Genomic DNA, 22111 nt, shown 5'->3' on the forward strand with positions numbered 1-22111 from the left:
TTCTCACGTGACGTCAGGTTGTAGGCTTGCCAATTGAACATCATGATCAAAGCTACACCACGAAGGCGTCGATGGCGCATTGGAGAACTTGCGGAGGCTACCGGGGTAACGGTACGCACGCTGCATCACTACGAGCATACGGGTCTGCTCAGCGCGTCCGAACGCACGGACGGCGGTCATCGAATGTACGAACGCGAGAGCATTCAACGAGTGTCGCAAATTCGCGCGCTGCGCGAGCTTGGCTTCTCGCTGAATGATATTCGCACAGCAATGGGGGGCACGACGTCACTTACTGACCTCCTGCGCAAGCATTTGGAGCAAATTGAACTTCAGGTCACGCGCACGACCCAGTTGCGGGATCGTTTGCGTAACATGACGACGGACTCTGACACGCAAGTCAGCATGCATGAGCTGCCTGCTGCTCTGAATGCAGCTTCGCGCGCTGAAGCGCGCCCCCAGTCTCCATGCACGTGCGCGCTCGGCGTTGATCGAGAAGAGCGCTGGCGGCAGATCCGGGATGAGTTGCGCGATTGTGTCGATCATGGCGAGCACCCGTGCAGCGAGCGGGCCGCCGCCGTGGCGCTGAAGGCGCGCACGCTCATCACAGAAATTGCCGGGACCGACCCAGCGGCCTCAACCATGCTGAAAGTTCTTGCGCGACTGAGCACGCCACGCAACCTGTCCGGCTGGAACCACAGCTTGATGCAGTACCTTGATCTCGCAATGGCCGCATTGCAAGACAGGCACTAACGCAGCCGCGATTCAGATACATGCTTCATTTAAATGATTGGCGGCCACAGGTCGCGACTGCTGCGTTTCCGGCTCGGCCTCTTCCTTCCGTGCCTCCCCATCAACCTAGTTGCTGTTTCTCCTTCCACGAGAACCGCTCGCGACCTCGAGAGATGCGTCTCTCGAACAGGCTTGAATCGGACGTAACGTCAGATTGTACGATTGAATCGGGCTGACGCCCGGATTAACGCGCGGACGCTCTCACGGGCGAGGGTTGGCCTGGGCCTGTACGCCTGGTTTTCCAAGCTGCGCGTTCTCGCAATAAAGGATCGTTATGGCGCTACCAGAGTCTGATCAGCGCGAATTCGTTTGCGCCGACCGCGAGTGTGCTTCGAGCCCGCTTTCCTCTGACCCTGCCCGAGTGCCTGCCGAAAGAAAGGCTCTTTTGGGCATCCTTCGCCCATGTTTCGCTCACCGCGGCACGCGCGAGAACACCGGGCGGAGAACGGCTCACAGCAAGGGCCGCCGATCCGACGGCTGTCATTGTTCGACGCCTCAGCAAAAACAAATCCAGGCAGAATCTGACGCAAACTCAAGCCCGCATGGGGAGCTCTTAATGTCAATCCATGGCGCCATTTCTCTCGCAGCTATTGCACTCCTTGCTTTGATGTCCGCTGCATCTGCGGCCGACATCAATATTGCCGTGGCAGGACCGATGACTGGAAGCAATGCTGCGCTTGGAGCGCAGATGCGGGACGGTGCTGCTGCCGCCGTCGATGATTTGAATGCGTCAGCCCTCCTTCCAGGAACGAAGGTCTTGTTGAGCGTCGCCGACGACGCGTGCGATCCCAAGCAGGCGGTCGTAGTCGCCAATCGGCTTGCATCAGATCAGGTCAAGTTGGTCGTTGGCCACTTTTGCTCTTCCTCGTCAATACCGGCTTCCAACGTTTACGACGAGGCGCAACTTATTCAGATATCGCCCGGATCCACCAATCCCGCGCTCACAGAGCGTGGCATCAAATCCGTGTTTCGTATCTGTGGGCGCGACGACCAGCAAGGTGTCGTGGCGGCCGAATATATCCGCCGACATTTCCCCAACACCAAGATTGCTGTCCTTGACGACAGGAGCACCGCTGGCAAAGGCATTGCCGATGTCGTTGCGGCTCATCTTCGGGAGGTTGGGATGTCGGATGTGAAGCGACAAAGTTACGTGGCCGGGGAGAAGGATTACATGGCCCTGGTTTCGAGGATGAAAGCGGACGGAATCAAACTTGCTTACATCGGTGGCTACTACAATGAGATCGGGCTGATCGTGCGTCAGGCCTCAGAAGCAGGTGCAGGTATGACCGTGATGGGCAATGATCCTCTGATGACCCACGATTTTTCGATGATCGCGGGCAAAGCCGGAAACGGAACACTGTTCACCTTTATGCCGGATCCCACCAAGAATGCTGAGGCGGGGAGCGTCGTGGCACGTCTCAAGGCCTCCAACCGGTCTCCGGAAGGTTATTCGCTTTACGCCTATGCGGCTGTGCAGGCATGGGCGAAGGCCGCAAAGCGCGCCGGCACTTTTGATTCATCGAAAGTGGCAGCTGCGCTTCGTTCGCAGCCAATTGACACAGTGATCGGTGCCGTCCGGTTCGACGCCAAGGGCGACAATTCGGCTCCCGGCTTCATTGTCTACCGTTGGCAAGACAACATCGTCGAACAGGCCGAGTGAATTGATCGCAACTCATCACGGTTCGATGGGTTCGTTCAGCCGCCCGATGCAGTGATGCATATGGCAAGGCGACGAGCGCACTGCTCGTGATTTTCGTACCCCGTAACGGGAGTTCCTCGGAACTCTCACTAGTCGATTCAGCTGGTCAATTGGTGCGGTTCTCCGCGCTTCTTGACCTGGGCTGCACCACACCAAAACGGAGGCTCTCCAATGCGGAAGATACTTGTCGCTTGTAGCATGCTCGTTCTCGCTCAAGCTCAAGCGAATGCTCAAGATTCCCACCTTCTTGCGGCGGTGGAGGAACATGCCGCGCCAGGTGAGGCTGATGATGGATCGCCCCAAGCAATGTCTGCAAGGAAGCCATTTGAAACGCCTGAGGCTCCAACCCCAGTTCCGACTGATACCGCGGAGTTGGGGTCCATTGACGCGACTGTCACGTTTCTGGCGGACGTATATGGACCCGCGCCACAAACAACGCAGCGTCGCACTCTTCGTTATGAACAAGCCAAGAGATATATTGACGCGCATCCGGGTACGCCTGGCGTGCTGTTCATTGAAGACGTCATCGATCATCGTGGCGCGAACAACTTAGCACCGCAACACGAACTCGAGTATCGGGAAACACCGGCTCACTACTACGTGGGCGGCGGGACCTTAAATGACACAGTATTCGGGTTCGTTGACGGACCGTATCCTCCGGTGTGGACGATTGAAGCGGCACCGGTCTATTCCAGCCTCATCTATGTTGATGCACAAGGCAACGAGACGTATGTTAGCGAGAGCAAAGTCCGGCAGATGAACGATCTCGCCCCCGAGCTGCTGGACGAGATGATGCGACGCCAGGATGCGGATCGACGTTATCATGCCAGTCAAGGCTTTCTGGCAGATGAGATTCAGCGAGCCGCGGATAACGGCGACGACTTGCGCCTGGCCCAACTCACCGAGCAGCAACGGCAAGCACAAGCTGCGCATTGTGCGGCGATGCAGATGCGTCAGCAGCGCGACGCGGAGATCGATCGGATGTATGACCTCAACTTGAAGGCCGACGCCGGTACGATCAGCGCTCCCGAACGAGCGGAACTCGACAACGTCTCCAAGCGATCTGAGTTGATCGAATCGACTGCACCGATTTCTGGCCGCGATGCCGCTGGTCCTCCGCCAATCAGCTGCCCATTGTGTCGGAGCACAAACATTGCGGTGTTGCGAAGTCGACATTTTACCGGGACATTCCAGTTTACCTCTAGCGATGATCGGTCTGTGGTCATGGCTTATCGCCACGGCCACGCAGGTCCCATTGGCGTGCTGATCGGTCTGCAGAAGGATCTGTCAGGACCGATATTTGGTAGCTGGACCAACGCGGGAATGACCTTGCCGCCACCCCAGAAATGACAGCAGTTTGCGCCGCCACCCAGCCTTGTCTTCGCAGGCATGATCAGGACCATTTGTCACTGCCTGTGCGAACCTAAGCTCCTGCTTACTGAAACAGTCGGCGTCTGCTCAACCCTTCCTTGGCGGTAAGGAAGCTGCGATATTGCCGTCCACGGGCACCGCTCGCCACGGCGACGTGCGACTCAAGGCGATGTCCACCTTGGTTGGTTGCACGTCGCGGCCAGGACCGTCGCCCCTTATCGAATGATTCTGTCGGTCAGGGGCGGGCCGGGCATTCAAATGAGGTTTTGGCGAATGGCCTTTGCAATTCCGTGGGTCCGGTTTGAAGTACCGAGCTTTCGTATCGCGTTCTTGAGATGGAAGTTGACCGTATTCTCGCTCACCTCGAGTATCTTGCCTATTTCCCAGGAGGACTTGCCCTCTCCGACCCATCGCAAGCAATCTTTTTCCCGCTCAGACAGTGCGACTTCGCAATTTGAGCCGCTAGCTGAGGGGCGCGAGATCTCGGCAAGGGCAATGTGGAAGTGCCAGGCTAGTACGTTGAGGTGACTCATCTGGCACTGCGGATCAGCATCGTCGAACGGGGATGCGAAGGATGCCAGAGCCACTTGGCCTAATGGTCCGTACAACGGCACGCTCATACCGTGCTTCAGACCTGCCTCTTTGGCTTCTGCGAGGACGCGATGCTCGCTGGGTTGCAACTGACATTTTTTGGCAAGTTGATCCCACAGGAACGGCCGCGAAAGCGTTGGTGCCCGTCGTACCACCGGATCGATGACACGGTACTTGCGTTCAACGTACCGGCCGCACCAATCGGGCGGGAAGGTTACCGTTACTCCAGAGGGCAGATATTCGGGCAGACCACATGCCTCCGCGAACGTGAGGGCTCCATAAGCGACTTCACTGAAGCCTTTCTCGCTCGCACAGCTTACAAGAAGGTCGAACAAGACCTTGATAGAGTGAGTTGCCTTGGCGCATTCGATGAAATTGAAAAGATCCATGTAGCGCCTCACGAGGCCCCACGGCCCAAATGTCGTACTGCGTCATTGCGCAGAGCTTGTTGAGGGTGGGCGTCGTTCACTCGCCTTCACCGTTGGGCTTCGCGTCTTTGCAATGCGAGCGATCGAGCGCTGCGGCACGCAGTTCCAGAGCTGGTTAAGCTCTCCCGAAACGCGCTCGGAAGGGATAGACGCCTCGAAGCAGCGGCGAGACGAGAAGGCCGCGGACGCGTGTCGACGGATCAAGCCCGCGTTGCAGCGCGCAGGGCCGGATATGATGAACAGTGAAGCGGCCGCTATCGGACTGTCGGCGAGCTCCTCGCTGAGTTGAGGATGACCGACTTCTAAACGAGTGCGGTTGTGCAATCGCAGGCGCCATAGCGGTGGCGGAGCCTCGGGATGCCTATTTGCGTTTCCGCAACCCGGATCCACGGTAGAGCAACGCGCATCCGCTCTCTTTGTTCGATGCTGGTGAAGACGCGCTCGGCGAGCCGCACGAGATGGCCGTTGTCGAAGACGAGAACCTCGCACAAGAACCGCATGCCATCTCAAGCGCCAATGACCAAGCGTTTCACCTCGTCGCACGCGGACCCGCGCGCAGCCGCAACTTTGCTTCATCGAGACGAAACGGTGCATGCGGGACTCCGGAACTTCCGAGCTGGCCCTTAGGACAGCAAGTGTCGTACCAATTCCCGGCGGTCATGAATTCACGTCTGAAAGCAGTGTGTTGAGCCACTCGTCGGTCGTTCGGCGGGTCGAAGCAACTCCGACATTCGTCCGAATGCGACACTGCGCTTTGCTACAGAAGCGACATTTGCAGGTCACCAAAGCTGCCGCCAACAACAAGATACGTACCCCCTCTGCAGCACAAGGCAGGCGCACAGGGGCACCCCTGTAATCCCATGCGCGGCGAAGCGTATGGTCGAGAGCTGCTGAGCGCGGTCAACCGCCAGAGCGGGCGCCGTTTCAGTTCCAGCCAACAACCATCGAACATCCCGGTCCGGCACCAATGCTCTGAGTTGCGATCAGCGATCGCGCTCCTCCACGATGGCACTGCATACTCAGCCGTTGGCTGGTCGACTTGCGGATCGTCGGCCAGCTCGCCTTGACTGGATGCTGGACGACGCACGCGGCTGAATGGCCGCTTCCTTCAAGATCTGCACGATAGACCGGTGCTCATCGCACGAGGAACGAGCTGCCGCCGACCTGCGCGGTTTCCGACAATTTGGCGTGACGCGCTGGCTATCTGAAGCGGCACGACTCCTCGATTGGGCTTATCAAGCCGCAATCGTGTGTCACGCGGTGGACCAAACGTCGCAATGGTTGCTGCCACCAGGCCCGGTCGCGTTGCAACAGACACGGAAAGTGTGACGACGGGGATTGTGCCGCGGACCAGCATCGCGTCGTTCTGGAACGTTACCTCGCGCCAAACGGGAATGCGCCACAACCCAAATGCGCGACCCGCGAGCAACACCCTCGGCGCCGTTTACATCCGACGTACGCCGAGGGCTTTTGCGTGCACGGACAGTGATTCCGCTCGCAAACTCACATCAACTCTATTGGTTCATTCATTGCAACTCACCGGTATTAGGACCGACGAATTCCAGAATCGACTCTGCCTTCCGAACCTCGTGCGCGAGGCGCTTGAAGATTCGAATGGCAGACGCCGGCGTAACAAGGAGTCCAACTCTCTTGCAGGCGAGCTCGAAATGATGCGCAACCTGTTCGTTACTAGGGGCAACCCGGGTCTGAAGCGCGCATGTAGTTAGCGAGGCGAGCATGTGCTCGACGACATCCATTTCAGCCTGAATCACCCCTCTTCCTTCTTTCAGCTGTTGGCCCGCCCGCAAACGTCATCTCGCGAATTGACGGCCAAGTTATGACCGACAAAACAGCGAACCGTCCTGCGGCGGCGCTCGCTTTCGCGACGGCCCTAGCATGATGTGCGCTCATGGCACAACCCCGCGGTGGCTCATGTCGACGCTCATGCTGCACATTTAGCTGCGCAATGTCGTTCAACTGCAAAGCCGTCGACACGTCCATCAAGGCAACACTTCAGTCGCAAGATCGCTCTTTTGATTCGACCGAGGCACGGCGCGCAACGCCCTCTTTCGGCCAAGCTGGTCCTGCCGCCGATCCAGTTTGTCTAGCATTCGCGACATCTCTCGTTTTGCCCAAGATGTCTCTGCGTGGTCCCCTCGCCTGCAAGCGAGCAGCCGGCATGTGACGCCGCACCGTTGGCTCTCTATTGCCCATACGCGATAGACGCCGAACGTGCTCGGCGTTCCGAGTTCAAACCTGACGTCACGTCAGATCGACGACGAAGGCCGCAGTCCGGATTCTCTGAGCTGTTAGATGGCCGCAAACCTGACGTAGAGCGCTGCCACGTCAGACATCGTTCGCATAAATTTGCAAAACTTCGACGACCTCTTCTTTCTGCCATGTTCACGTCCAAAGCAAAGACTGTCGATCGCGCGTCGCGGTTGGCGTAGCGCGTGTCTTAAAGGGAATTCGATGGCGAAGCCGGTTGTGATTGTGGTGGGCGCGGACAAGGGTGGGGTCGGCAAGACGACCGTATGTCGGACGCTTCTGGACTATTTCAGCGTGAACAAGGTGCAGACCCGCGCCTTTGACACGGAGTCACCGCGAGGTACGCTGAAGCGCTTTCATTCCGACATCACTGAGATCGTCGATATGACGACGACGGCAGACCAGATGAGGATCTTCGACACCCTGAACGCCGGGCTTTCGGTCACCGTGATCGACGTCCGCGCAGGTTTGCTATCGGTCGCCCTGAACTCGTTGCGGGACATCGGGTTCCTGGATTCAGTAAAGTCCGGTCAGATCACCTTTGCCGTCTTTCATATCCTTGGCCCTTCGATCGCCTCTCTGGACGAGATCGCCGAAACTTCCAATTTCATGAACGGTGCGAAATACTTCCTTGTCAAAAATTTCATAAATGATACCCAGTTCTTTCAGTGGGATCAGTCGACTTACGACTCGTATTTTCACCGCATTAAGGGCGCCACCGAACTGACGATTCCGAAACTCAACGAGATGGCCTATGAGCAGGTCGAGGTCGCTTCCGTCTCGTTCGTCAATTTCGTCGCAAACAAGGGACCGCTCGATGAGATCGCGAACTACTCCTTTGTGCTGCGGGGCTATGTCCGGCACTGGCTGGCCAACGTCTGGTCCGAGTATGACCGCATTGACTTAACCGATCTCACTGGCGCCAGATCAGTGCCTCGCAGCAGCGAAACGTAGTCCTTTTGGTATGCACCTCCGGGAATATACGAAGCTCGTGTGATGTCGCTGGAGATGCCACCTACGCCGGTCTACATCATCTGCTCTCCCGGCCTGCAGGTCGGCAAGACACTGATCGCACGGCTTTTGAGCGAGTTCTTGCTGCTCAAGAACGGATCCGTGCTCTCCTTCGATATCAATTTGAGGGAGCCGTCACTGGTCGATTACCTGCCCAACATCACCGAGACGGCAGATGTGACCGACACCTGGGGCAAGATGCAGTTGATGGACCGGCTTATTCTGGACGACGGGATCGCGAAGGTGATTGATCTCGGTTTCCACGCATTCGACGAGTTCTTCAAAATGTGCATCGAGATTGAGTTTGTGAGGGAGGCGGTACGCAACCAGGTTGCACCAATCATCCTATTTGTCGGGAGCGCCGATCGCGTCTCCTCACGGAGCTATGAGGTATTGCGGCACCAGATCCGGGCACCAGCGCTGATCACCGTACATAATCAGTTCGTGCTGCGCAGCGAGTTGCCCGAAGCAATGGGCCGCGCTCCTGTGCTACGCATCTTCGCACTGCCCCAATTTTTGAAGACCTATATCGACCGCCTGACGTTTTCCTTTACCGGGTATCTGCGCCACGAGAGGGATTCGACCACGGAGCTGCACGAATGGATCCGGCGGAATTACACCCTATTCCGCGATCTCGAATTGATCCTCATGCGGAGAGCCCATCTTGAGGCGAGGCGATGAGTCGGTGACCCATACGGTCGGCGAGCTCTCTCCATATTGAAGCAGCGCGGCAGACGTGGATCGACCAGGTCCAGCGTCTGAGTGCGTTGAGCCGAGTGCCAACCGCACACAACCAATCACGATCGTGCTCTCATTTGCGCCAACAGCAACGCGGCCTCGGACGGTCCGAGGCCGACGACGCCTATGAAGGATGCCGGGGGCCTTGGAATGCTCTCACGAATGGGCTTCCACAGGTGAAGGCAGTACCTGCTGTTGTTCACGTATTGCGAGTAAGGCGGGTGCAGCTGCATGACGCATTCCTCTTCATCCCAAAACAGATCCTTGACGAAGCACATCTCTTCCCAGTTCGGACAACGCCGCGGCGTCGAGACGGAGACGTGCTCCCATCCCGGACGGACCAATGCTGCGATTTGCAGTTTGCAGCCGCAAGGTCCTTGAACAAAAAAGAGACCACAAGGACCTGACCCTGGCGCGCTGGCGAACTGCCCATGCTGTACGCGGCCGGCCTCCAGTCTATCTATGATCTGCGCTCTCACGCGTCCTCCTTAGCTTTTCAACTCATCTGAAGTCGGCGCACACGAAGGTTTCGCCGGTCGACTTCACCCAATGCTGCCGCACATAGGTCAGCCTGAAACAATCCCAATACGTCATCTATGTGGCCGCAGCCGTTGAGTTAGTCAGGTCAATCAAGCTCGCGCTCGCATTCGTCGCTGCATCACTCTCCCTCGAATGATCAGTCTGTGGGAAAGTGGCTTTCGGCGACGCGTTACGAAAGAGCTTGGACAGCTGCGGATTTGAATATTTCCGCCGGGACGCGTGGAGCAACAGCCGACTCATGGGCTGCGAGCGCGTCAATCCAAGATGTCGCGGACTCCAAACCGCGGGATTCGAGCAACTTCGATATTGCCTCACACGAGTTTGGTTGACGCAAACGGAAAAGACCGCCTGCGCACCGCTTAGCATTCAGGTCCGGTTCGTGACGAAGATGTCGGAAACCGGACCCTAAGCGCGACACCATTTGCCGCGGCGACGCCAAACCCTAGGCTTTCTTGCGTCAACGAACGCCTACAGCACCGATTCCTGCGGCACGCCAATTGCTGAGCGGAATATGCGGCAGCGGACGCTTGCGCACAGCCCACCAACGCGGGATCTCTCGATGACACTTGGTCAACCCACGCAGATCAACACGCGGACGAATCGCGGCTTGGCAATTGTCCGAGATGCACTTGACGGTCGTCGCAATCACGATCGAACCGATACCTGCCTCGACCAATCCGGAGATTGGCCGGGGCTTGGCTTGGCTTAACGCCCCAATCTGCTGTCGATGAGGTCGGCCGTGCGTTGGCCGTTCCGATCTTCAATTTGGGAGCATCGGGCCGTTTCGCCTGGCCATGGTGACATCCGATTTCGCGCGGATGCGACGCTCGCCTCGATTCACTAGGGATAGATGAGTGCTGATGATGCACTGGCGTGAACCAAGACGACGCCTGATCAACGCGCAGGACGCGCTGCGAGCGGCGCGTTGTGATCTCCCCCTGAAGTCTGGCACGCCACAACTTTGGTCGCTTGCGGCAATTTTCGCCGCGCTTGTCTGGATGAGCATCTACGGGCTTGCCGGGGTTTTTCAATGGGCGACTGCAACCCGCCACAGGTGCGTGCTGCGCTTAATGCGCCGACGACCCGGCTCGCCGAGCCTCGCCCGCGCCAAAGACAGATACAAGTGATTTGGGGCATCGCGTTTTCGGTGAGCTTGTGGGCCATGCTTATCGCCTACTGCGTTGACAGTCCTGAGGCGTTCATCGCTGCGAGTCTTGCCGCAGCGGTAAGCCTGTGCCGGCTCTTGGACTAGCCAAGTACCCGGAGAATGACGCAAATCTTCCGACGACAGTTGCGCACGAGCCTCTTTTGCGGCACCCCGGTCGTGGGATGGGCCGCCTCACCTGCATCGGGCTTGTGGGCGTCCATCTTCGCTCCGCGACCACGACTATCGTCTTGAGATATTCAGCCCCGCTATTGGAAGATAGATCCTGAGCCGCAGCACTGCTCGGCTCGAGCCGCGCCCTGGTCCCAAGAGCGATGTCGGCGGTCGATAGCAAGGATGAAAACGATCGCAGTGTCTCAAACGTAAAAAAGCCCGACGCCCTCGGAGCAGGCTGGAGGTGCGTCGGGCCCAACCTGGCAAGGTTGGGGGCATCGACGTGCCGCTGAGGGAGCCCACGTCCATGCCCACGATGATTGTTGCAAATGATGTGCCGCGGAAATTGGCCGAGAGATTTCGCGACGAACCCGATACGACGTGCGTCGATGTTCAACACGGCCGAGGATGTCGCATGCTGGTTGATACAGCTCATTGTGCGTCTCTCGGCTGAGCAGCACGAAAAAGCCCGACGCGCCTTGCCGGGTAAAAAGGCGCGTCGGGCCGGCGAGGCATAGGCGCTGGAGAGCCTTTCCCCTCAGAAGGCTTCAGCAAAACACGTGCCATCCTGAAGGCTGCCGCGATGATCCGTCGCGTCTATGATGGGCGGGGGCGACGCGCGTGCTCACTTCCGGGTACGCGAGCCTATCCGAACGTCTAGTTCGATGCCGCTGGGCGACAGCACGCGTTGTCGTCGCATTGCTAGATCCAACTAAAAGATCCATCGAATGCGAGTCGGTGAGACATCCTCCGAATTCCGGAGATCGAAGGCAACGTGCGGATTATGGGCGTGGGGTGTCAAGGGTGCGAGCGCATGGGTCGAGGTCACTTCAAATGCTGCGGGCCAGAGCCGAGAGAGATCTTCTCGGAAGGCTACCGGATTGAAGATATTCATTGCTCCTCGTCGGCATCTCTTCTCAATCTTTCCCGCTCGTCGGCCCACCGTTCCAGCTTTTGATATTCCTCGGCGATTTTAAGCAGCTTGGCCTTTGACTTTGGACAATCGAACGACTCCGCCTTGGCAAGCGTCGCTTGAGCTCGTTGTCGCCAGTGTGTTGGACCGCTCGATGGGCCTTTGCGTTTCATGGAAATGGCATGCAACGGCTAGACCAGGTGAAGCGGCGCCCGACATCCGTGGTGATACATAGGAACTTCTCGGGCGTAGGTCACAATACCTTCAATAGGGGAAGCGGCGCCATTTTTGGTCAGGGCGGACATTATTGATGTCACGAAGATCGTTGGCCGTAATGCCTGAGAGGCAAAACTAGCGCAGGTCCCGGTTGTCTGAACGGACTCTCCGCGCTGACAATCGAAGAGTCGTCGGCGGTTGGGGCGCCCTGCGGACCGGGATCTGGTGACGACTTCTGCGCAGCGAATTGTCCGCGGAACGGCGGGAGCCCGAACACGCTTGTACGACCTTCATGGGGGCTTGAATCGCACGTGGCGTCAGATTGTACGGTTTTCGGATCAGGCAGGCGGGCCTTTGCTCGTCCTCGATCTCTTCCCGCGCAGTTACAGGGGGTTGCACATGTCTTGCAGTTTTGGGGGCACCGCGCACGGGCCGTCGGTACGGAGTGGACCTGCGCATGACTGGCGGGCCGCGGCGTCGCAGACGTGCTGCGGACGACAGACCCTTTGGATGACGGCGTTCCTCGGGTCACTGCGCCTCGTAGCTCCGCCGCAGTGGATCTGTCGTTTCGTGCTCGTGACCTCGGGTCCGATCGCTCGTCCGTCAGCTACAGCATGCGCAGGACGTTAATCCTGGCTGCAGTCGCAGCCGCCACAATGGTCGCTCAAACGATGACGACTGCTCGATCTGCCGATCGGAGATCGTCGGGTATGCCCGCGATCGCGGTGTCGGCGTCTCCGCACCTCAAGCTTGACCGTCCGGCGCTTCCTCCTATGGCATACACCATGTTCTGCCTGCGCTATCAGGATGAATGCCGCGTCCGCCTCCTGTTTCGCGGCGGTCCGGTCCACCTGACCGAGGCACGGTGGACAGATTTGAAAGAAGCTAACCAGACGGTGAACAGGGCCATTATCCCGGAAGCCAGTGAACCCGGTCCCCCGGTGGAAGCCTGGCTCATTGATCCGGAGCGCGGCGACTGCAACGACTACGCCGTCAGCAAGCGCCACCAGCTTCTACAGCGTGGATGGCCGCCGCGAGCGCTGTTGCTCGCCGAGGTCGTGACCGCCTCGGGCAAACATCATCTGGTTCTGGTGGTACGGACTAAGAGCGGCGACCTCGTGCTGGACAATCTGACCCCGCAGATCCGATCGTGGTCGCGTGCTCCCTATCGCTGGGTTCGAGTTCAGTCGCCAGGCGATCCGCGATATTGGCGTACTATCGCGCAGCTGGGCGAGTAAGCGCCTCATGGAGGAGATCGGAAATGTCCCGGCTAGCGCCACGGGCGCACTGCAGATGATCGAACCCTTGGGTGAGTTCGTTCAGTGCGCCACCGGTCGGTCTCCGACCGGCGCCGTAACTGATCTGTGGTCCCGCGCTCGGACCGGCGGCCGCCAGCTATGACGATATCGCCTGCAGTCAGACCAGGTGCGCAGGTGAGATCGTTCTCTCAAGGCCCCGTTTTGATTCATCCATTCTGCTTGGTCCTTGGATATTTGCCTGGCGTGGTCGCGCGTCTTGGATCTGCGGAGCTTCGCATGCAGAGCCGGCGGACATCACGCCTCTTTTGGCCGCTCCGAGAAAATATGGATGATCACGATGAATGAACATCAGGGCCGATCGGACGCTCTCACGAACCGCTATTTGCAGTGCCGTCGGTATTGACCTCCCCCAACCTGAAGGAAGGGATCCGCTATCACTGTGCCCCCGCATCGTATTTCGGACTCATTTCGAGGAGATCGGCTCTTCAACCCTGATGGGGTGTTGGCAGCAGCAGACGAGTGCGCCGTTTGGAGCGAAGGCAGATCAAGCGGATCGATCACGCTGAACCGTACCAGGAGAGTTCACCTATGCGCTGTCCGAAATGTGAGGCCGACAAATGGTACGAAGTTGCAACGCACGATCCCTGGAGCGGCCGGCCGGTGATCGCCTGCAAGATCTGCGGCGAATATGCCGAGCTCGAGGCGCTCAAACGTGAGGATGCGCACGATGTGATTGCCCGGACGCTGGCGGCTGACTTGGTCGGTGAGGGGCAGGCTGACGCGCGGGCCATTGCGAGCAACATTCTCCAAGCGCTAGAGAATGCCGGCCTGACAATCAGCCGCTCCTGACGCGATTTCCCTCGACCCTGCCTCATTCCATGCCCGCGGAATCAGACACGATCGGGGTCTCGTTACACTGCATCCGCGACGGGTTGATGTCTGTCAAGACTCGATGATCGGTCGCAAAACTGAAGCCGGCCCATTGGACCTTGACGGGGCGTGTGGAAGAGTGCCCGCAGACGTGGTCTCGACCGTTAGCCATGACGATGGAGCCGCTTGTCTCAATGTCGGCGATTGCGAGGAGGCACATTTCGTTGTTTGAGAGTGAAAAAAGCTCCACTCGACCGTCGAAAGGGCTTGAACCTTACGCTGCGTAAGATTGTAGGCTTGCGGTTGCGGCGAAAGCTGGCTTGGCTTGCCACCGCCGAGATTATTGAGCCGCTAGAATATCTGGCTATTCGCTTGACGTCGGCGGCTGTTGCTAAGGAAGAACCGATGATACCCGGGCGAATGACGACAACGCTCACCTCAATCGACCGCATGTTTCTGAAGATTCGGGAACTGATCGACACAGACGACTCGATCCCGCTTGAGCTTCGTGCGTCGCTGCACACGACACTGGACAGACATCTTCGCCTGGCAAAGGAAGGATTCTTCAAGGCTCCTGTGAGGAGCCAATAAGCGGCTTGCGTTGCCCGGCTCCTGCTCGGTTTGCCCGAGGAGCACGGTTTTCGGTGAAGTTGTCCGAATTCACAACCATTTCCGCAGTAGCAAACCTGAACTTTGTGACAGTTGCTTTAGCGGGCTTCACCGCACGCCGATATACTTCTGCATTTGGATGCTGACGCGCCAGTTGCGTACAGTTGCCTCTCGGATGCACAGCTCCGTCGCTTTCCGGCTTTGGCTCAATGGTTGTAGCCATATCTCTGGCTTGAGCGCGTACTCGATAGGCAGGCTCAGCAGGTTTTGGATGTCGGCTGGCTTGCCCACCGGGTGCTTGATCTCATTGGCACGCAGCAAGGTCTCACGCAGAACGGATCGCCGACCCGGCATGCCAACTTTCGGACTAACGGTCACCCATGTGTAGGGATTCGCCTGAATGGCTTGGGTGCCCGATGTCTCCAACTGCACCGAGAAGCCCGAGCCGACAAGCAGCGTGGTCAGTGGCCGCAGGTCGTACAGCGCGGGCTCGCCACCCGTAATCACGACATGCCGGGCGCTGAACGCCTGCACGGCGAGCAGGACGTCCTCCGGCGACATCATGGCCCAGGTGTTGGTGTCCTCGGTCTTGATCATCACGTCGGCTATCGACACCCGCCGCTCTGAATCGACGAACCAAGTGTGCTTGGTGTCGCACCACGGACACCTGACCGGGCATCCCTGCAACCGTACGAACACGGACGGTGTGCCCGCCTTGCAGGCTTCCCCCTGGATGGTTTCAAATATTTCGTTAATCGGCAGCACGGCCTGCCTCCCGATAGATGGCGCTGTTCGCGCCGTGCTCCTTCACCTCGACTGACACCAGCCGGCAACGCGGAGCAAGTCCTTTTTCCAGCAACCAGTTGCTGCCGACGCGATAGACGTGTTCGGCAAATTTTTCACAGCCAACCGCCGGTAGGACAATGATGTCCGCTAAGCCGCGCCGTGCGGCTTCGCGGAACCATTCAAGCTCGGGGTCGTCCGCGGCCACGACTGTCTTGTGGTCGAACGTGCCTTCGAGGATCGCCCTCAGCTCTTTGAGGCCGCCAAAATCGACGACCCAATTCTTGTCGTCCAGGGTGTTGGCTTCGAACTCGAAACGAAACGACAGCGAGTAGCCGTGCAGCAGGCGACAGTGCGACTTTGCGCGCCACTGGCGGAACGTGGCAGATAGGCCGACCTCATGGCCGTATGTCTTCGTCGATAGGTATGCCACGCTTAGTCCTTGATCTGCGTCATAAATTCGCTACGCATTGCCTTGCTGTCGCGGAAGGCTCCGCGCATGATGCTGGTCGTCATGATGGTTCCCGTTTCGCGAACACCGCGCCAGACCATGCACTGATGCTGTGCCTTGAGGACGACGGCCAATCCCTTCGGCTTGAGACGGCCCTCGAGCTCGTCCGCCAGCATGACGGTCGCTTCCTCTTGCAGGTGGGGTCGCGACAAGATCCAGTTGGCGAGGCGTACAAACTTGCTGATACCGATCAGCTTGTCACCAGGCAGAACGCCGACCCACATGCGGCCGGTGACGGGTACAAGGTGGTGGGCGCACGCCGAACGCACTGCGATAGGGCCAAGCGAGTAGATCTCATCTAGACCGCTGTCGTTCTGAAAGTCCGTGACCGCAGGCGCGGCCTCAAAGCGGCCGGCAAACACCTCGCGCACGTACATTTTGGCAATTCGCTTCGCGGTCCCCTGCGTATTGTGGGCGGGATTGGTATCGATGACCAAGGCATCCAGTACGGCCTGCATGTGCCGCTCGACCTCGGCCTGTATCACCTCAATGTCACCGGGCAGCAGGTGTTCTGCGATGTTTGCGTTTGGCGCAAACGACACGCCAGCTTCGAGGAGGCGTTTACGAATTGCCTGCGTTGAGCTTATCAAAACTTCCTGCCTGACACTTTGCCTTGTTTCCGCCGAGCACTGATCTGCGGTCCGATCGCGTGATCCGCCTACCCCATCTGATCCGTCGGCCGAAAGAACTGAGGAATGGCCGCCTGGACAAAACGCATTTGGGGCATAAGCTGCGATTGATAGCACTTCAAAGACCGGACGCTAGTCAGCGGTGCACGCGCGCGTTTTTCAATTTGCACAAATCGATACATTTGAGATGAACTCCTGGGCTGGTCGCTGCGAGGACCGCAATTGGTGAAATGGGTCTTCTAATCTCTAGCAATCAGCATGCCGGATACGACGCTGCGCGCGGTTGCCCGAAGGAGACCATGGGCTTTGCGCCGCTCGTGCGGATGGGATACGTCGTCGCGTTCGCCCCAGTCATGGGCGTCTTCGACCCGACGGCGACTGATACGACAATACGGCCACTCATTCTGCGACCCAATCGGCTGCCAGAGACATGACGCTCCCCCTGAGTGGGGCTGGGAGTCCCCGGCCGAGCGGCTCGATCTGGAAACCAAGAGGCAACGCCAGAAACGGAACGTCTCGGCCGCAAATGTGCGAAACGTATTCTCACCGACCTGGTTGGGACCAATCACCATATTCGTTGACGCTCCCGTTCGGTGCATCGCATCGGCTCTGAGCTTCACCCTGTCAGATGCTTCAGCGTTGAGTTGCAGGCTTGCTCGGCATCGGCGAACGTTGTGAAGGGCGAGCCGGCGATCTTGATTGCGCCACGACTTCGATAAAGCGGGCGCCATGACGCCACATAGCCAGGACGTCCGTGAAAGCCGTGGCCTGCGCGGCTCGCATAAGCGATCACGAAGGAGAAGCCATGTCCGCTTGCACTCCACACGTCCAAATGCTCGACGGCGCAGTGGAATCGCAGGATCATCGCCACTCGTAGCCTGCAACTTTCGGCTTAACGCTCTGTCCACCCACCTACTCTGCCCCGGCGTAAGCTCGTCGACGGCCGCTGCTCGTCCTTGCCGATCGCCCGAACCTCTCCCCGGGTCATGAGCCTCGGGCCAGAGCGGCAAGCTCGGTTTCAAGCTTGGGCTTCTGCTGGAAAATGGTGTCGATCAAGGCTTGCGCCGGCTGCTCGGCAGCATCCACGATGGCTGCCTTCTCAGCGCGCGCTGAGGGCGCGAAGACGCGTTTAACGACGGTGGGCGAGCCCCTGAGACCGCATTTTGAAACATCCTCGACGCCAGCCTCCTGGGCGTTCCATTTCACAATCGGCGCTCGTGCGGCGCGCAAAGCATCTGCCATTGCGCCACGGCGAATCTGGTTGGTCGCCTCCATCATGGTGATGAGCGACGGCAGGCTTGCGCGCAGCACCTGGGTGCCGCCCTCGGAGCGCCGCTCCGCCTCGATTGTGCGCACCGTGAGATCGATGGTCATGATCTTGGCAACGTAGGTGAGCTGTTGCACAGCAAGCCGCCTTGCGATACCTGGCCCGACCTGCGCGGTGTCGCCATCGATCGTCTGCTTGCCCGTGAATATGAGGTCAGGCTGGCCATAATCCTTGCCGATCTTGCGGATGGCGGTCGCAAGCGCGTAGGTGGTTGCCAGGGTGTCCGCACCCGCGAAGCAACGGTCGGTCAGCAGCACCGCGCGATCGGCGCCAAAGGTGAGGGCTTTCCGTAGAGTGTCCTCGGCCGAGGGTGGGCCCATTGTAAGGACGGTGATCTCACCACCAAACTTGTCGCGCAGATCGAGCGCAGCTTCGAGCGCGAACAAGTCGTAAGGATTGATGATGGTTGGTACGCCCTGGCGCATGATCGTGTTGGTCACAGGGTGCACGCGGATCTGTGCGGAATCAGGGACCTGCTTGATGCAGACGACATTGTGCATGTGCTTCTCCAGAGACTTTCGAAATCCGGAGAAGGCACAGCAAATGTCGTACCATTTGCGGTTTACGGCATGAGTCGATGAAAACAACGGGTTCTGAGAGCCTGACGTGCTCCAACACGTGCAGACGCATTTCGGACATTCGTCGTCATCGCGACGCTATGGTCGCACCAACACCACACCGCTCAGAAACGCTTGATCTCGATGCCGTATTTCCTCAGCGCGTAGCCAATCTGGCGGGGAGTAACGCCAAGCAGGCGCGCCGCCTTTGCCTGAACCCAACCCGATCGCTCCATGGCCGCGATGACGCGCTCGGGATCGGTCATCTGTCCGGTATTTACGAGTGCGGCGCCGGCTGGCCCCAGCCCAGCCTGCGCGTCCCGGACAGGCGGGACAGCGCCGGCGGCCGATCGACCAGATTCAACGCCGGCGCTGTTCGGCTTCGGGGCCCCTGCGCAAGTTGGGCGCGCTTGCAGCGGCACGTCTTCAGATCCACCCTTCCACAGCATCGCCGAAAGGCACTGGCCGTGGCAGCAGGCGAAGTCCTCTCTGCAGATCGAAGGTCCTGGGGCGAGGGTCGCTGTCCGCTGCACGCAATTTTCGAGTTCACGGACGTTACCCGGAAACCCGCAATTCATCAGCACGTCCGTCGCACTTTGATCGAACGTCAACGTGCGGCCGTTTTCGCTGTTGAAATTCCTGAGAAACTCCGCGGCGAGCAGCGGAATGTCGCTGCGCCTTTCGCGCAAAGGCGGCAGCAGCAAGGGAACGACGCTCACGCGGTAATAGAGGTCAGCGCGGAACCCATTATTTGCGACCGCTTCCTCCAGGTTTCTGTTCGTAGCTGCAATGACGCGAACGTCGACTTTCATGGTCTGATTGCTGCCGACACGCTCGAATTCCTGCTCCTGCAGGACGCGCAGCAGCTTTGCCTGAAACGAGGGCGAGATCTCGCCGATCTCGTCCAGAAACAGCGTACCCTTGTCGGCCAGCTCAAAGCGCCCCTTGCGTGAACTGAAGGCGCCGGTAAAAGCACCTTTCTCATGACCGAACAATTCAGATTCCAGAACGGTCTCGGGGAGCGCCGCACAGTTGAGCTTGATGAACGGCCGCTTGGAGCGCGCCGAGAGGGCGTGAATAGCCTTGGCTACCAGCTCCTTCCCGGTACCGGATTCGCCGCGCAGCAGAACCGTGCTATTCGATTTGGCAACCACCGCGATCTTGTCGAGCAGCGCGCGCAGCGCCGGACTATCGCCAATGATGCCTTCCACATTGACCTTCTTGCGCTCGCGCGCGGGTTGCTGGATTTCGGCCAATTGCTTTTGTAATCGATCCTTTTCCGCCATCAGTCGCTCGCGGTCTGTGGCAAAGAGCCGATGCAGCTTCACGGTCTGCCCGACCAGATTGGCGATCATGGTGAGAAGTCTCACGTCGTATTCGAGCCGTACGCTTGAGCTGTCGTCCAGAACACGGTCGATGGTCAGCGCGCCAACTGCTTTCGCGTCGATCCGAATGGGAACACCGATGAACGACACCCGTGCGTTGTCGGTGGCACCGAGCACCTCGAGGTCGGCCGTCGTGAACGCCGAATGGACTGCGATGTCCTCGGCCACGAGCGGCATGTCTGTCGCCACGATCTGATCGATCGCTTTCGGTGGCAGGCGCGTCCGGTACCGCTCGTCGCTGCCTTCGGTCCAGCCGACGCCGACCGTAATGTCTGGCTGGCCATCATGGTCGAAAAGCGAGACGATGCCGTGCCGCATCTGAACAAACGAATGCAGAATATCCACGACGTTGGCCAACGTGAGCTCGAGCCGGCACGGGGCGGTGAGTATCTTCGAGATTTCGAAGATCCCGACAACGGCGCTTTCATGCAGCGTCACAATGGGAACAGTTCGGCTCGTCTCCGACACTGAGTCAGACCTTTCGAGTGCGGAAGCGATATTCAACATGACGACGTCTCCGTTATTTTCAGCATCCTCCCTACCATCTTGTTTGGATTTTGCGAGTTTGATGCTGCGTCCGATGGTCGCGCGCAATTCAGGGACGCCAGCTGAAGATAACCCTCTTTCATGGCACTGCTATAAACGCATCGTGGTCCTAACGTCCTTGTTACGATGTCGTCCTGTGTTCACAGTGCGCTGCACGAGTTCCAGAACCCTCGTCTACGATTTTCCGACTCCATCTGTAGCCGACCGCGAGCCGTCGGCAACCTTTGAATAGCAACTTGGCGCGTGCGTCATCTTTTTCCCGATCAGAATGGGATTTTTTCCCGACCAAACATTGGAATGCGATGCATGCGATCTCTTCTGGTGCAGTCCCACGCGAGGAGCGCCGATGTTTTGCAGGGATGCTTAATCCTCTCATGCGACAAAACGCCTGCTCGCGCATGCAATCGCATTGCCCGAAATCGGACGCGGTGTGTTGGTGCGTGCGATTTCGCTCGTAAGAATCGGAACCTCGCTTTGCAAGGAGGCTGATCGCTGCTTGCAAAGACAGGCGAACGCGCAAACGCCGGCGATCACAGTATCGATGTCGGCGTTGTCCTTAGCTGACGAACAGGAACACACGGTTCACATCGGGTCCCCGATTCAAGTGGAATGGGCCGAGCGACGTCTTGACTGAACTCGTCAACGGCGAGCTTGGTGACGTCCGGCGCCCTCGGAGGAATGCCGCCAGTGTCGATCGAGGCATGTGATTGCGCTCGCGAGCCATTCTTCGACGTCTAGGGCGGCGAATAATAGCTGCCGATATCTGCCGCGATTGACCTCGATCTTGACACTGGTTGCAGGGTCGCACCTGGATCGCTCACGTTGAAGCGGCGGACGTGTGCAGAGGGCCATCGGCCAGCCGGCTGCCCGACACGGCGCTCCAGCAAGGCACTCGGGATTGCGCGAGGCCGCGGCCGGAACAAGCGTCTTGCGTCTTCGCTCCGGGATGCTGCCTTCGAAAAGCGTGCGGCCGTTGGGCGCCAGTCGTCGGCTCCGGCCGACTGAATTTCCCACGTTCTTCGCCAAGATCGCGGCACAAACACACACCTTATTCCCATAGCGCCACCGGTGAGCGCGTTGCAGGATCTTGGCCACCGCGATCAACAACGTAGAAGTTCGCAGCCAAATGTCGTCTCGCGAAGGGGCACGGACTCAGGACATGGGCTGTGTTTGCTTTCTGACAAAGGGCAGAATTCCAACAGTGGATTGCCCGAGAGCCGTGCAGCGCTCGTCCCGGCGACCGATCTTGCCCCGTGATACCGCCCGAACCGCCCTTGATTCGCCGCACGCGCTCTCAAAGCCCGAGCCAGGCCTAACGAGCGTTCAGCCACAAGCTTGCGCGAATTCGTGTGACGAGCACGTCGACAGGACTTGATTCGCACGTAGCGTCAAATTGTAGGTTCGGCAAACAGGTCGCTACGGCCTTCAGAAAAGCCGGCGTAGGTCAGTGCTTCGCCGGGGAGCATCGCATGACGCTGCCAATGTACCGACTTTCAAACCGAGGCTTGCGGCTCGATCGTGCTGGGCCTGCAGGGGCTGGCTTGGCGACCCGACTCGGCTGCACGCAGTCGCGGCTGAGATTGACAGAGCGCTCGCAAGGTCGCGCACCAACAACCAGGTCGTTCTTGTGATGCGCTGCGCTTTAACTGCCGCCTTTTGGCTCTCGCGCACCGCCAACGAGCCAGGCGACGCAACGCCAGGTGTGCGAAGCGGATTTCTCGCTAGACCGTCAAGCACACTCCTAATGGCAACT

18 protein-coding genes are annotated in these 22111 nt (G+C 58.8%); 9 read left to right on the plus strand and 9 right to left on the minus strand.

Annotated features, from left to right (window positions below):
* The first annotated feature begins 42 nt into the window (after positions 1–42).
* The 3 genes from ACP2YP_RS33315 (at position 43) to ACP2YP_RS33325 (ending at position 3838) form a co-directional block, all read left to right on the plus strand.
* Entirely contained in the window at positions 43–750 is a 708-nt protein-coding gene (locus ACP2YP_RS33315) for a MerR family transcriptional regulator (RefSeq protein WP_426426347.1), read from the plus strand.
* 595 nt (positions 751–1345) lie between these two features.
* A complete protein-coding gene (locus ACP2YP_RS33320) occupies positions 1346–2449 on the plus strand; it encodes a branched-chain amino acid ABC transporter substrate-binding protein (RefSeq protein ID WP_426420423.1) in 1104 nt (367 codons plus the stop codon).
* Between the two features lie 237 nt (positions 2450–2686).
* Positions 2687–3838: a hypothetical protein gene (locus ACP2YP_RS33325; protein WP_426420424.1), complete on the plus strand. Its 1152-nt coding sequence runs from the start codon at positions 2687–2689 to the stop codon at positions 3836–3838.
* Between the two features lie 275 nt (positions 3839–4113).
* On the opposite strand, the gene ACP2YP_RS33330 is transcribed toward ACP2YP_RS33325, so the two are convergent.
* Entirely contained in the window at positions 4114–4839 is a 726-nt protein-coding gene (locus tag ACP2YP_RS33330) for an autoinducer binding domain-containing protein (protein WP_426420426.1), read from the minus strand.
* Positions 4840–7350: 2511 nt separating this feature from the next.
* Here ACP2YP_RS33330 and ACP2YP_RS33335 point away from each other — a divergent pair.
* Positions 7351–8100: a hypothetical protein gene (locus ACP2YP_RS33335; protein WP_426420427.1), complete on the plus strand. Its 750-nt coding sequence runs from the start codon at positions 7351–7353 to the stop codon at positions 8098–8100.
* Positions 8101–8154: 54 nt separating this feature from the next.
* Positions 8155–8838, plus strand: coding sequence for a hypothetical protein (locus ACP2YP_RS33340; RefSeq protein ID WP_426426348.1), 684 nt, complete (start codon positions 8155–8157; stop codon positions 8836–8838).
* 116 nt (positions 8839–8954) lie between these two features.
* On the opposite strand, the gene ACP2YP_RS33345 is transcribed toward ACP2YP_RS33340, so the two are convergent.
* Entirely contained in the window at positions 8955–9173 is a 219-nt protein-coding gene (locus ACP2YP_RS33345; protein ID WP_426426349.1) for a DUF7694 domain-containing protein, read from the minus strand.
* A gap of 1116 nt (positions 9174–10289) precedes the next feature.
* On the opposite strand from ACP2YP_RS33345, the gene ACP2YP_RS33350 reads away from it, so the two are divergent.
* Positions 10290–10562 carry a hypothetical protein gene (locus ACP2YP_RS33350; protein WP_426420429.1) on the plus strand — a complete coding sequence of 91 codons (273 nt, stop codon included), beginning with the start codon at positions 10290–10292 and terminating at the stop codon, positions 10560–10562.
* A 1082-nt stretch (positions 10563–11644) separates the two neighbouring features.
* Here ACP2YP_RS33350 and ACP2YP_RS33355 read toward each other — a convergent pair.
* Positions 11645–11839 carry a hypothetical protein gene (locus tag ACP2YP_RS33355; protein WP_426420431.1) on the minus strand — a complete coding sequence of 65 codons (195 nt, stop codon included), beginning with the start codon at positions 11837–11839 and terminating at the stop codon, positions 11645–11647.
* A gap of 753 nt (positions 11840–12592) precedes the next feature.
* Between ACP2YP_RS33355 and ACP2YP_RS33360 the strand changes: the two genes are divergently transcribed.
* From ACP2YP_RS33360 to ACP2YP_RS33370, 3 genes are all read left to right on the plus strand, one after another.
* Complete coding sequence (locus tag ACP2YP_RS33360; protein WP_426420432.1) at positions 12593–13120, plus strand: transglutaminase-like cysteine peptidase; 528 nt, start codon at positions 12593–12595, stop codon at positions 13118–13120.
* A gap of 609 nt (positions 13121–13729) precedes the next feature.
* Positions 13730–13990 carry a hypothetical protein gene (locus ACP2YP_RS33365; protein ID WP_426420433.1) on the plus strand — a complete coding sequence of 87 codons (261 nt, stop codon included), beginning with the start codon at positions 13730–13732 and terminating at the stop codon, positions 13988–13990.
* Between the two features lie 288 nt (positions 13991–14278).
* Positions 14279–14602, plus strand: a complete 324-nt coding sequence (locus tag ACP2YP_RS33370) for a hypothetical protein (protein WP_426420434.1) — start codon at positions 14279–14281, stop codon at positions 14600–14602.
* A 126-nt stretch (positions 14603–14728) separates the two neighbouring features.
* Here ACP2YP_RS33370 and queE read toward each other — a convergent pair whose 3' ends face one another.
* The 6 genes from queE to nifA form a co-directional block, all read right to left on the minus strand.
* Positions 14729–15385, minus strand: coding sequence for a 7-carboxy-7-deazaguanine synthase QueE (gene queE, locus ACP2YP_RS33375; RefSeq protein WP_426420435.1), 657 nt, complete (start codon positions 15383–15385; stop codon positions 14729–14731).
* Complete coding sequence (locus ACP2YP_RS33380) at positions 15372–15836, minus strand: 6-pyruvoyl trahydropterin synthase family protein (RefSeq protein WP_426420436.1); 465 nt, start codon at positions 15834–15836, stop codon at positions 15372–15374. Before ACP2YP_RS33380 ends, queE begins: the two co-directional genes overlap by 14 nt.
* Positions 15837–15838: 2 nt before the next feature.
* Positions 15839–16456: a GTP cyclohydrolase I gene (gene folE / locus ACP2YP_RS33385; RefSeq protein ID WP_426420437.1), complete on the minus strand. Its 618-nt coding sequence runs from the start codon at positions 16454–16456 to the stop codon at positions 15839–15841.
* A 703-nt stretch (positions 16457–17159) separates the two neighbouring features.
* Positions 17160–17408, minus strand: coding sequence for a hypothetical protein (locus ACP2YP_RS33390; protein WP_426426350.1), 249 nt, complete (start codon positions 17406–17408; stop codon positions 17160–17162).
* 119 nt (positions 17409–17527) lie between these two features.
* Positions 17528–18370, minus strand: a complete 843-nt coding sequence (locus ACP2YP_RS33395; protein WP_426420438.1) for an electron transfer flavoprotein subunit beta/FixA family protein — start codon at positions 18368–18370, stop codon at positions 17528–17530.
* 182 nt (positions 18371–18552) lie between these two features.
* Positions 18553–20319, minus strand: a complete 1767-nt coding sequence (gene nifA, locus ACP2YP_RS33400) for a nif-specific transcriptional activator NifA (protein ID WP_426420439.1) — start codon at positions 20317–20319, stop codon at positions 18553–18555.
* Positions 20320–22111: the final 1792 nt, after the last annotated feature.

Source organism: Bradyrhizobium genosp. A (genome assembly GCF_049949275.1).
Lineage (GTDB): Bacteria > Pseudomonadota > Alphaproteobacteria > Rhizobiales > Xanthobacteraceae > Bradyrhizobium.